This window comes from Allobosea sp. OK403, from assembly GCF_900113835.1.
In the GTDB taxonomy this organism is placed as follows: domain Bacteria; phylum Pseudomonadota; class Alphaproteobacteria; order Rhizobiales; family Beijerinckiaceae; genus Allobosea.
This window is the reverse complement of the sequence record NZ_FOQV01000016.1, coordinates 107,121-117,970: the sequence shown is the minus strand read 5'-3', so window position 1 is coordinate 117,970 and position 10,850 is coordinate 107,121. Positions and strand designations below refer to the sequence as shown.

General features: G+C 65.1%; 11 protein-coding genes. 7 read left to right on the top strand and 4 right to left on the bottom strand.

Going from position 1 to position 10,850, the window contains the following annotated elements; genetic code table 11:
* Positions 1-234, top strand: a 234-nt coding sequence (locus tag BMZ97_RS28975) for a transposase (RefSeq protein WP_139221335.1), incomplete at its 5' end; no start/stop codon positions are given.
* 83 nt (positions 235-317) lie between these two features.
* Here the strand turns inward: BMZ97_RS28975 and BMZ97_RS28970 are convergent.
* Positions 318-1,196 carry an ATP-binding protein gene (locus BMZ97_RS28970; RefSeq protein ID WP_092177998.1) on the bottom strand — a complete coding sequence of 293 codons (879 nt, stop codon included), beginning with the start codon at positions 1,194-1,196 and terminating at the stop codon, positions 318-320.
* Positions 1,197-1,525: 329 nt separating this feature from the next.
* On the opposite strand from BMZ97_RS28970, the gene yajC reads away from it, so the two are divergent.
* The 5 genes from yajC (at position 1,526) to BMZ97_RS28945 (ending at position 5,986) form a co-directional block, all read left to right on the top strand.
* Entirely contained in the window at positions 1,526-1,795 is a 270-nt protein-coding gene (yajC, locus tag BMZ97_RS28965) for a preprotein translocase subunit YajC (RefSeq protein ID WP_092178024.1), read from the top strand.
* 55 nt (positions 1,796-1,850) lie between these two features.
* Entirely contained in the window at positions 1,851-3,458 is a 1,608-nt protein-coding gene (gene secD / locus BMZ97_RS28960; protein WP_092177996.1) for a protein translocase subunit SecD, read from the top strand.
* A gap of 29 nt (positions 3,459-3,487) precedes the next feature.
* Positions 3,488-4,447 carry a protein translocase subunit SecF gene (gene secF, locus BMZ97_RS28955; protein ID WP_092177994.1) on the top strand — a complete coding sequence of 320 codons (960 nt, stop codon included), beginning with the start codon at positions 3,488-3,490 and terminating at the stop codon, positions 4,445-4,447.
* An 84-nt stretch (positions 4,448-4,531) separates the two neighbouring features.
* Positions 4,532-4,909, top strand: coding sequence for an Mth938-like domain-containing protein (locus tag BMZ97_RS28950; RefSeq protein WP_092178022.1), 378 nt, complete (start codon positions 4,532-4,534; stop codon positions 4,907-4,909).
* A gap of 168 nt (positions 4,910-5,077) precedes the next feature.
* Positions 5,078-5,986, top strand: coding sequence for a phytoene/squalene synthase family protein (locus BMZ97_RS28945; RefSeq protein WP_092177992.1), 909 nt, complete (start codon positions 5,078-5,080; stop codon positions 5,984-5,986).
* A gap of 95 nt (positions 5,987-6,081) precedes the next feature.
* On the opposite strand, the gene trmFO is transcribed toward BMZ97_RS28945, so the two are convergent.
* On the bottom strand, positions 6,082-7,494 hold the full coding sequence (gene trmFO, locus BMZ97_RS28940; RefSeq protein WP_092177990.1) for a methylenetetrahydrofolate--tRNA-(uracil(54)-C(5))-methyltransferase (FADH(2)-oxidizing) TrmFO: 1,413 nt from the start codon (positions 7,492-7,494) through the stop codon (positions 6,082-6,084).
* 223 nt (positions 7,495-7,717) lie between these two features.
* On the bottom strand, positions 7,718-7,873 hold the full coding sequence (locus BMZ97_RS28935) for a DUF1127 domain-containing protein (RefSeq protein WP_082358930.1): 156 nt from the start codon (positions 7,871-7,873) through the stop codon (positions 7,718-7,720).
* Between the two features lie 504 nt (positions 7,874-8,377).
* Between BMZ97_RS28935 and BMZ97_RS28930 the strand changes: the two genes are divergently transcribed.
* Positions 8,378-9,274: a dienelactone hydrolase family protein gene (locus BMZ97_RS28930; protein ID WP_139221382.1), complete on the top strand. Its 897-nt coding sequence runs from the start codon at positions 8,378-8,380 to the stop codon at positions 9,272-9,274.
* 494 nt (positions 9,275-9,768) lie between these two features.
* On the opposite strand, the gene BMZ97_RS28925 is transcribed toward BMZ97_RS28930, so the two are convergent.
* Positions 9,769-10,596 (bottom strand): arylamine N-acetyltransferase family protein, encoded by an 828-nt coding sequence (locus tag BMZ97_RS28925; protein ID WP_175525789.1) that lies wholly within the window; start codon positions 10,594-10,596, stop codon positions 9,769-9,771.
* Positions 10,597-10,850 lie beyond the last annotated feature (254 nt).

Here is a 10,850-nt window from a genome sequence, read left to right as displayed (position 1 = left end):
GACAGCGGGCGCAGGCGCGGACAGCGCATGATCAGGGGTGGAAGGCGACGCGTCCGCAAAGCCCTCTACATGGCCGCGCTGGCCGCCATCCGGACATCTGCGCGCTTCAAGACCTTCTACGACGCGGTCCGCGCAAGAAGCGCAGCCGCAAAAGTCGCCATCATCGCCGTCGCAAGAAAGCTCCTCACCGTCCTCAACGCCATGCTCAAAACTGACACCGCCTTCCAAGCATGACACACCAAACAACACAGTTGCCGGATCGGCGCCGCTTCGCGGCTTGTCCGGAATGACGGCGCGGATTTGACGAGTGGCGAGGGTCACCCCTCCAGCCGCTTCCCGAGCCGCCCGGCCAGGTCCTGGATGTATTGCCAGGCGGTGCGGCCTGAGCGGGAGCCGCGGGTCGTCGCCCATTCCAGCGCCTCGCGACGCAGTTCCTCGGGCGCGACCTGAAGGCCGAAATGGCCGACATAGCCGTCGATCATCGCCAGATATTCGTCCTGGCTGCATTTGTGGAAGCCGAGCCAGAGGCCGAATCGATCCGACAGCGAGACCTTTTCCTCGATCGCCTCGCCGGGGTTGATCGCGGTCGAGCGCTCATTGTCCATCATGTCGCGGGGCATCAGATGCCGGCGATTCGAGGTGGCGTAGAACACCACGTTCTCGGGCCGGCCCTCGACGCCGCCGTCGAGGGCCGCCTTCAGCGATTTGTAGGAGGTGTCGTCGCCGTCGAAGGAGAGATCGTCGCAGAACACGATGGCGCGGTGCCGGTCCGCGCGGAGTAGCGCCATCAGCACAGGCAGGCTCTCGATGTCCTCGCGATGAATCTCGATCAGCTTCAGAGGTAGCGCCTCGCTCTTGAGCCGCGTGTTGGTGTCGGCATGGACCGATTTGACCAGGGAGGACTTGCCCATGCCGCGTGCGCCCCAGAGCAGCACATTGTTGGCGGGCAGACCGCGCGCGAAGCGCTCGGTGTTCTCTGCCAAAGTGTCGCGGACGCGGTCGACGCCGCGCAGCAGCGAGAGCGCCACCCGGTTGACCCTGGCAACGGGCGCAAGCTCCGTGCCGGCAGGATGCCAGACGAAGGCGTCGGCAGCCGTGAGATCAGCCGGTTTGCGGGCCGGGGGAGCGATGCGCTCAAGCGCGGAGGCGATGCGCAGGAGCGTCGCGAGCGTCTGGTCGGTAGCGGTGTCGGTCATCTGGAAAGCGCCTTGAAACAGGTGAGCCGCAGCAGCCGTACCCGGCGGTACGGTTCAACAATCCGGTAAACTGCACCTCGATGCAAAGCGCAAGGCCATTGCGCGAATGATGGCAAGCCCATAGGTGGGGGGCGCGGCTGGATGTCCGGCTGCTCTCAGATTGATTTACCGGCGTCCGTGGCTATAGTCCGCGCGATTTTGACAAGCCTGACGATGCTGTTGCCGCGCCCCGCGGCCGGTGGCCTTTTGCGCCGCCGCGATGAAGGAGCCTATTCGTGATCACCCCTGCTTTCGCTCAAGGCCTCGGCGGCGGTTCCTCCGACGTGCTGATGTCGCTGGTGCCGTTCGTTCTGATCTTCGTCATCATGTGGTTCCTGATCATCCGCCCGCAGCAGAAGCGGGTGAAGTCGCATCAGGAGATGATCAAGAACGTTCGCCGCGGCGACACGGTGGTCACCACGGGCGGCATCGTCGCCAAGGTGTCGAAGGTCATCGACGATGGCGAGATCGAAGCCGAGATCGCCGAGGGCGTTCGCGTCCGGCTGGTCAAGGGCATGATCTCGGAAGTGCGCGCCAAGGGCGAGCCGGTCAAGAGCTGAACGACGCTCCGGCTCCAGAGCGAGCCGGCGCGCGACAACAAGGCTGTTCAAGCAGATGCTTCGTTTCCAGGCCCGCAAGGTCATCGCCGTCCTTCTCGTGCTGTTCTTCGGTTGTGGTCTTGCGCTGCCGAACCTGTTCTCACCTGAGACGCGCAAGGCGATCGAGCAGGGCGCTCCGTCCTGGATTCCGAAGTTCTTGCTGCCGATCCACGCGGTCGTGCTTGGGCTCGACCTGCAAGGCGGCGCTCACTTCCTGCTTGAGATCGACCGCGCCGACCTGATCCGTACGAAGATCACGACGCTGCGCGACGACACCCGCGCGAAGCTCCGTGAAGCGGGCGTTTCGGCCCAGGGCGGTATCACTTTGACGTCGCGTGGCGTGCAGTTGCGCGTCGCAGACGCCGGTGACCGGGCGAAATTGCTGCCGAAACTGCGTGAATTGGCCCAGCCTTTGGGCGCGCTCGGGGCCTTCGGCGCCTCCTCGCAGTCAACCATCGATTTCACCGAGCAGCCGGACGGGCTGATCCAGGCAACGCTCTCGGAAGCCGCGATCAATGATTTGATCCGCGACACCGCCGCCAAGGCGATCGAGGTTTTGCGCCGGCGTATCGACCCCGACGGCACCAAGGAGCCGAATATCCAACGTCAGGGGCTCGACCGCATCCTCGTTCAAGTGCCCGGCGCCGATCCAGAAGAAATCAAGAAGCGCATCGGCGAGACAGCGAAGCTCGAATTCCGTTTCATCGCCGAGCCAGGTGCGACCGATGTCGACATGCTGCCCTCGAACGATAGTGGCGGGGCACTTGTGCCGGTCAGCCGGCAGGTCATCGTCGGCGGAGCCGATCTGACCGACGCGCAGGCGGCCTTCGATTCCCGCACCAGCCAGCCGATCGTCAATTTTCGTTTCAATGTGCGTGGCGCGCAGCGCTTCGGCCAGGCGACGACCGAAAATCTCGGCCGCGCGCTTGCGATCGTGCTCGATAACAAGGTGATCTCGTCGCCGGTGGTGCAGTCGCCGATCACCGGCGGCTCCGGCCAGATCTCCGGCAATTTCACCGTCGAGAGCGTCAACAATCTCGCCATCCTGCTGCGCGCCGGCGCCTTGCCGGCGAAGATGACGATCGTCGAGGAGCGTACCGTCGGCCCTGGCCTCGGCGCCGATTCGATCCATGCCGGCAAGCTCGCGACATTGATCGCGACGGTGCTGGTGATCTTCTACATGCTCGGCACCTATGGCGTGTTCGGGATGATCGCCTCGGTCGCGCTGCTCGTCCATGTCTGCCTGATCTTCGGGCTGATGTCGCTGCTGGGCGCGACCATGACGCTGCCTGGTATTGCCGGCATCGTGCTCACCATCGGCACGGCGGTCGATTCCAACGTGCTGATCTATGAGCGCATGCGCGAGGAGGAGCATCAGGGCCGCAGCCTCGTCTCGGCTCTGGAGGCGGGCTTTCAGCGCGCCTTCGCCACCATCATCGACTCCAACGTCACCATGCTGATCGCGGCCGTGGCGCTGTTCTCGCTCGGCTCCGGCCCGGTGCGCGGCTTTGCGGTCGTCTTCATCCTCGGCATCCTGACGACCGTGATCACGGCCGTGACGTTGACGCGGATGCTGATCGCGCTGTGGTATCGCTGGGCCCGGCCCAAGCATCTGCCGTTCTGACGCTGCCAACCCTTTTCAGGAGATAGCGCATGCGTCTGCTTCGCATCGTCCCCGACAATACCCGCTTCAAATTCGTCCGCTTCCGGCGCTTCAGCTATCCGTTCTCGGCCGCCTATTCGGTGCTGGTGATCGCCCTGTTCCTGACCGTCGGGCTGAATTTCGGCATCGACTTCAAGGGCGGCACCCTGATCGAGATGCAGGCCAAGGATGGCAAGGCCGAGATCGGCCAGGTGCGCTCAACCGCGCATGGACTTGGCTTTGGCGAAGCTGAGATCCAGGAATTCGGCAGCGGCAGCGAGCTCTCGATGCGTTTTGCTCTGCAGCCAGGCGGGGATGCAGCGCAACAGGCTGTCGTCACGAAGGCGCGCGAGGCTTTCGCTGGCACATATGATTTCCGCCGTGTCGAGACGGTCGGCCCGCGCGTCTCCGGCGAGCTGGTACAGGCCGGCACGCTCGGCATCGTGCTCGCGATCGTCGGCGTGCTGATCTATCTCTGGTTCCGCTTCGAGATGCCCTTGGCGATCGGTGCGATCCTGGGCACGCTGCACGACATCGTCCTGACGGTTGGCTTCTTCCTGATCACGCAGCTTGAGTTCAACCTGACCTCGATCGCGGCGATCCTGACCATCGTCGGCTATTCCTTGAACGAGACGGTGGTGGTGTTCGACCGCACGCGCGAATTGCTGCGCCGTTACAAGACGATGCCGATCGACGAACTGCTCGACCTCTCCGTGAATTCGACGCTTTCGCGCACGGCGATGACCGCGACGACGACCTTCCTGTCGCTGCTCGCGCTGGTCTTCTTCGGCGGCACGGCGATCGAGGGGTTCGCACTCGTCATGCTGTTTGGCGTCGTGGTCTGCACCTATTCGGCGATGTTCGTCTCGACTCCGGTGCTGCTCTACATGGATGTCCGCTTCGGCCGCCCGGAAAGCGCCGAGGAAAAGGCTCCCGCCGCCGCCAAGGCCAAGGCCAAAGCGAAAGCCTGATTACACGCCTCAGCCCTCGCCCAGGGAGCCGCGTAGCGGCGCCTTGAGGGATGAGGGCTGTGGTTGGATTGGAATGGATCGATCATGGCTCGCTTCGACGGTTTCGTTCCGGGCCGGCATCAGATCGACGCTTTCGGCGCCGGCGGCTTCCGCTTCGCCGATATGAGCCATCGTGGCTCGATTCTGGCGACGCCGGCGGGCATCCGGATCTGGCCGGTAACGGCCTTTGCAGGGATCACGCGCGAGAGCCTGCAGCAGGTCCTCGACGAGGCCGAGGGCATCGATTTCCTGCTGATCGGCACCGGGCACGACATCGCCTTCATCCCGGCATCCCTGCGCGAGCCCTTCCGTGAGGCTGGAATCACCATCGAGGGCATGGCGACGGGGGCAGCGGCGCGCACCTATAACGTGCTGGTCGGCGAGGACCGGCGGGTGGCCGCGGCACTGATCGCGGTTGATTGAGCGCCCGCCATGTCCACGAACGCATAGCCATGCACCCCATCCTGGGCCTAGACTGAGGGTAGAGCGAGAGCATTGCGCGAAAAAGTGGGCACCGGTTTTTCGCATGAGCAATGCTCTCAACTTTTAAGATCGAGGCCTTCCCTCCGAGAGCTGGCCAAGGCGGAAACCATGCCGCAGACGACGCAGACCGACGATCGTTCCAAGACCGTGCTGCCGGCCTTGCCGGAGGCTTATGCGCATTGCGCCGCACTGGTGCGCGAGCATGATCACGATCGCTATATCGCGACCCTCTACGCGCCCGAGGCGCAGCGGCCGGCGCTGTTTGCGCTCTATGCCTTCAGCCATGAGATCGCTCGCGTGCGGGCGCTGGTCAGCGAGCCGCTGCCGGGCGAGGTGCGCATGCAATGGTGGCGCGACCTGCTGGAGAACGAGGCCAATGACCAGGGCGGCAAGCGTGAGGGGCAGGCGCACCCCATCGCGGCTGCCTTGCTCGACGCGGTCGCGCGCTACCGTCTGCCGATCGCGCCGCTGACGGGGCTGATCGAGGCGCGCATCTTCGATCTCTATGACGACCCGATGCCGTCCTTGCGCGATCTTGAAGGCTATGCCGGGGAGACCTCGAGCGCCCTGATCCGGCTCGCCTCGATCGTCCTTGCCAACGGCACTGATCCGGGCGGCGCGGCGGCTTGCGGCCATGCCGGCGTCGCTTATGCGCTGTGTGGGCTGATGCGGGCCTTTCCCTGGCATTCGGCGGCAGGGCAGGTCTACATCCCGGCCGATATCCTCGCCCGCAACGGCGTGACCCGCGACGATATCGTGCGCGGGCGCGGCGGGCCGGGCGTGCTCTATTCGCTGAAGGAACTGCGCGAGATCGCGCGCAAGCATCTCAAGAAGCTGCGCGAGATGCGCGAGGCGGTGCCCTCTGCGGTCGCGCCCGCCTTCCTGCCTGTCGCGCTGGTCGAGCCCTATCTCAAGCGCATGGAGCGCAGCGGCTACGACCCCTATCGCACGATCATCGCGCTGCCGGCCTGGCAGCGGCAATGGACGATCTGGCGGGCGGCGAAAGCGGCGCGGTGAACCTATCCGTCATTGCGAGCGCAGCGAAGCAATCCAGGAAGCCGTAGTGCTCTGCCGCTCCTGGATTGCTTCGCTGCGCTCGCAATGACGAGAGACTACTCCGCCGCCTGAATCTCAACCCCGCCCGCCCAGGCCTCCATCTCCGCCTTCGCCCGCGCGGTCAGTGCGTGCTTGCGCGCGACGCTCTTGGCCGGGCCCTTCAGCTTTTTGCCGTCGGGGCCATGCGTCGCCTGGCCCTCGATATGCGGGAACAGGCCGAAATTGATGTTCATCGGCTGGAACGAGCGCGGGCCCTCGTCGATGGTGACGATATGGCCGCCAGTGATGTGGTTGACCAGCGCGCCCAGAGCCGTCGTGGCGGGCGGCAGGGCGAGGTCCCGGCCAAGGCGCTCGGCGGCGGCCATGCGGCCCGCCAGCAGGCCGATCGCGGCGCTCTCGACATAGCCCTCGCAGCCGGTGATCTGGCCGGCGAAGCGCAGGCGCGGATCGGCCTTCAGGCGCAGCCGCTCATCGAGCAGCTTTGGCGAGTTCAGATAGGTGTTGCGGTGGATGCCGCCGAGCCGGGCGAATTCAGCGTTCTGGAGACCGGGGATCATCCGGAAGATCGCGGCCTGCTCGCCATATTTCAGCTTGGTCTGGAAGCCCGTCATGTTGAACAGCGTGCCCAGCGCATTGTCCTGGCGCAATTGCACCACCGCATAGGCCTTGACCGTCGGGTTGTGCTTGTTGGTCAGTCCGACCGGCTTCATCGGTCCCCAGCGCAAGGTCTCGCGGCCGCGCTCAGCCATGACCTCGATCGGCAGGCAGCCGTCGAAATAGGGCGTGCCCTCCCATTCCTTGAACTCGGTCTTCTCGGCGGCGAGCAGCGCGTCGATGAAGGCCTCGTACTGGTCGCGGTCGAGCGGGCAGTTGATGTAGTCGGCGCCGGTGCCGCCCGGGCCGACCTTGTCGTAGCGCGATTGGAACCAGGCCTGGTCCATGTCGACGGAGTCGAAATGCACGATCGGTGCGATGGCGTCGAAGAAGGCGAGCGAATCCTCGCCGGTGAGCGACTGGATGCCTTGCGCCAGCGCCGGCGAGGTGAGGGGGCCGGTCGCGATGATGACATTGTCCCAGTCGGCGGGCGGCAGGCCGGCAATCTCGGCGCGGTCGATCGTGATCAGCGGATGGCCTTCAAGCGCGGCCGTCACGGCTTGCGAGAAGCCGTCGCGGTCGACTGCAAGCGCGCCGCCGGCCGGCACCTGATGCGCGTCGCCCTTGGCGATGATCACCGAGCCGAGCCGGCGCATCTCCCAGTGGAGCTGCCCGACCGCATTGCTGAGCGAATCGTCAGAGCGGAAGGAATTGGAGCAGACGAGTTCGGCCAGGCCTTCCGTCTTGTGCGCCTGCGTGCCGCGCACCGGCCGCATCTCGTGCAGCACGACCGGCACGCCGGCCTCTGCGACCTGCCAGGCGGCTTCGGAACCGGCAAGGCCACCGCCGATGATGTGTATGGGTTTGACTGTCATGCCAGCGATGTGTCGCCACAGGCGCGCGCGGTCAAGAGACGGATCGATCTTGCGCGCGCTTATCCGGCAATCGGCCGGCGCTTTCGCCTGCGCGAAGCCGCTATCGGGCCGTAAGCAGAGCCCAAAACGCAAAATGCCCGCTCGAAAGCGGGCATTCGCTCTTCGACCAGGTCCGAGGGGAGGACACGAACCCGGGAGAACTACTTGTAGAAGCCGTGAAGGCTCAGACGGCGGCGTGGGTCCGCGCGACGAAAGCGATTTCCGAACGCGACAGGCCGAGATCGTCCAGCTCGCGGTCGGTCAGGCGCGACAGCTCGCGAACGGTCTCACGGTAACGAAGATAAGAGCGGATCTTGGCAGCAATCATGGTGACGAACATGGTGAAAGTCCTCAGTTTTTTCGGGGCCTTTTGGCCCTGACAGCGATGAATTCGTTGTGCACTGCATATATGGGAGCACCCTTGCCTGAAACAGAGGCGCCAGATCAGTTCCGTTATGCGCTTTGCGCATGTCGATTTAAGAAATGCTTCATAAATCGGGCGTTGTCCCGCAGTGAGGGTCTGGCAAGGCCATTGGGGGTGATCCGATTCTGCCTATTCGTTCGCCATTCAAGCGGTTGCCCGTTAACAAATCGCTGCTTTGCCTTCTTTCCAGGCATGCTGCACCTGCTCAATCCATGCGTGAGGGCCGGGTCGGCGTGTTGACGCAAGGGGAGCGGCGCCCAAGCACACGGTTTTGCGCGAAAAGATTCGCGTTTTCCGCGCCCGACGGCCTTGCGATCACGCAGCTGTGACCATTTGCGCCCGATTGCGCCGTTTCGGCCCCTTGGCAGTGCACTCGCGCCGCCGCACTCTGCCGCCCCTTCCGACATGCGAGGAACCGCCATGACGAGCAGCACCAGCGCGAAAGCCGCCAAACCCCTGCTGGAGGGCCTGGACGGCCTCGTGCGCGAGCCCTTCTCGCGCCGGGGCTTCGTCATGACCGGGCTGGTCACCGGCTTCACCGCCGCCACCACCGTGGTGCAGGGCCAGACCATTTCCACCGATGCGACGGGGCTCGAGGCCGGCGAGGTCAAGATCCCGACCAGCGACGGCATGATGCCGGGCTACCGGGCCATGCCGAGCGGGGCAGGGCCGTTCCCCGTCATCCTCGTGATCGAGGAGATATTCGGCGTCCACGAATATATCAAGGACACCTGCCGCCGCCTCGCCAAGCTCGGCTACTGCGCCGTCGCGCCCGAGCTTTTTGCCCGGCAGGGCGATCTCACCAAGATGACCGATGTGCAGCAGATCATGCGCGATGTGATCGCGAAGAAGCCCGATGCCGAGATGCTGTCGGATCTCGACGCTGCCGCCGCCTGGGCCGCGGCCAGCTCGAAGGGCAATATCCAGAAGCTCGGCGTCACCGGCTTCTGCCGCGGCGGGCGCGGCGTCTGGCTCTACTGCGCCCACAACCCGGCGCTGAAGGCCGGCGTCGCCTGGTACGGCCCGCTTGGCGGCAACCGCAGCGACATCCAGCCCAAGACGGCGGCCGATGTGGTCGGCGAGATCAAGGCCCCGGTGCTGGGCCTCTATGGCGCCGCCGACACCGGCATCCCGGTGGCCGATGTCGAGAAGCAGCGTGACGCGGCCAAGGCGGCCGGCAAGACGGTCGAGATCGTGATCTATCCGGACACGCCGCACGGCTTCCACGCCGATTACCGCCCGAGCTACCGCAAGGCAGCGGCCGATGACGGCTGGGCCCGGATGCTGGCCTGGTTCAAGACCTACGGGGTGGCGTGAGCCGGCGGATGGTCTGAGAGGCCGTCTTTCCTTCTCCTGGATGGGAGAAGGAAGGGCAACCCGAGGTCCCGCCAGCGCGGGGAACCCTCTCCCACCCAAGTCGGATGTTTCCGACTTGGGCCATGCTAGCTGCCAATCTCGGGCAAGCCCGAGATTGGTGGGAGAGGGCAGGGTGAGGGGTCGGCCGTTTGACGCTTTGGTTGTAACCTCACCGCTGCTCCATCGTCATTGCGAGCGCAGCGAAGCAATCCAGGCGACGTAGAGCGAGCCCTCCTGGATTGCTTCGCTGCGCTCGCAATGACGGCAAGGACATCACGCAACTGGTCCAGGGGCCTACACCTCACCCCTGCCCCTCTCACTGAACCCGGGTATACCCGGGTTCAGCACTCAGAGTGTCGAAGTCGGGTATACCCGACTTCGATGCAGGAGAGGGGTTCCCCGCGCCTGTTTCTGATAAGGCGCTCTTCTATCCCGACCGGGCGCGGCGGCCGTACTCATCCCGCAATATTGCCGGCCGCCTTCGCCCAGGCCTCATCCTCGAGCGCGATCCCGAAGCGCTTGGCCAGCACGGCCCTGAGCGCGTCGCTATCCGCGATCTCCTGGATGATCGAGGGTTCGCCCAGCCGGTGCTCCGTCAAGCGCCGGTTCAGCAAGGCGAGCCGGCCTTGCGGAAGCACGCGGGCGGCGATCAGGCTGTAGGTGAAATGCGAGGCGGGGTGGGTCGCGACATAATGGTTGGCGAGCTGGTCGTCGATCGGCCAGGTCTCGTCGAGGGTGAAGCGGTAGAGCAGGCGCCATTCGCCGGCGACCTTTGCACGCAGCCACCAGATCTCACTGGCGCGGTCGAGCCGATAGGGCTCGTGCGGGGTTTGCTGCTCGATCTCGGGGACGAGCCGCATCGGGCCGGTCAGGACCTGGCCGCCCAGCCCGATATCGCAGAGCAGGTCCTGTCCCTCGCAAGTCAGGCGCAGCACCTTGTGGGTGCGCGCGACCTGCGCCTCCTCTGGCTTGCCGAGCATGACGCGGCCCGACATCTGCGCGACCTTGAAGCCGAAGGCCTCCAGCACCGCCTTGAACAGGGTGTTCTGCTCGAAGCAATAGCCGCCGCGTCGGGAGTGCACGAGTTTCGCGACGAGCGCCGGCAGGTCGAGCGGCGGCGTGCGGCCCGAAAGCGGATCGAGATTCTCGAAGGGAATCGCTTGCGGGTGCAGGAGATGCAGGGCGTTGAGCGCAGTGCGCGTCGGGGCGACCGCGCCGTCATAGCCGATCCGGGCGAGATAGGCGGCAAGGTCTGGGGCGGAGAGGGCGGCGGTTTGAGGCATGGTCGTCTCGTCGAGTTGCATCGTTCCCGGCTGCGGCGCGATGCCGAGTCGAGCTTCGCCGGGGAGAGTTGCGCCTTGTGGCGGCGCTGCGCAAATCGCAGGCGGGGCTCGCCGGCCGGGCTCCGTCCATGCAAGTATCAGCCTGGCAAGTATCCGCTTGGCGAAAACGTCCCTTGCGGCATCAAGGCGCTTGTGATGACTTCGTCGAAGCGAGCCAGCCGCGCCTGATTTCTGCCCTTATTAAGTCATTCCTT

Excerpts from the sequence above, each read along its gene's own strand:
- BMZ97_RS28970 (WP_092177998.1), bottom strand. The coding sequence starts at position 1,196 with ATGACCGACACCGCTACCGACCAGACGCTCGCGACGCTCCTGCGCATC.
- yajC (WP_092178024.1), top strand. The coding sequence starts at position 1,526 with ATGTCGCTGGTGCCGTTCGTTCTGATCTTCGTCATCATGTGGTTCCTG.
- secD (WP_092177996.1), top strand. The coding sequence starts at position 1,851 with ATGCTTCGTTTCCAGGCCCGCAAGGTCATCGCCGTCCTTCTCGTGCTG.
- secF (WP_092177994.1), top strand. The coding sequence starts at position 3,488 with ATGCGTCTGCTTCGCATCGTCCCCGACAATACCCGCTTCAAATTCGTC.
- BMZ97_RS28950 (WP_092178022.1), top strand. The coding sequence starts at position 4,532 with ATGGCTCGCTTCGACGGTTTCGTTCCGGGCCGGCATCAGATCGACGCT.
- BMZ97_RS28945 (WP_092177992.1), top strand. The coding sequence starts at position 5,078 with ATGCCGCAGACGACGCAGACCGACGATCGTTCCAAGACCGTGCTGCCG.
- trmFO (WP_092177990.1), bottom strand. The coding sequence starts at position 7,494 with ATGACAGTCAAACCCATACACATCATCGGCGGTGGCCTTGCCGGTTCC.
- BMZ97_RS28935 (WP_082358930.1), bottom strand. The coding sequence starts at position 7,873 with ATGTTCGTCACCATGATTGCTGCCAAGATCCGCTCTTATCTTCGTTAC.
- BMZ97_RS28930 (WP_139221382.1), top strand. The coding sequence starts at position 8,378 with ATGACGAGCAGCACCAGCGCGAAAGCCGCCAAACCCCTGCTGGAGGGC.
- BMZ97_RS28925 (WP_175525789.1), bottom strand. The coding sequence starts at position 10,596 with ATGCCTCAAACCGCCGCCCTCTCCGCCCCAGACCTTGCCGCCTATCTC.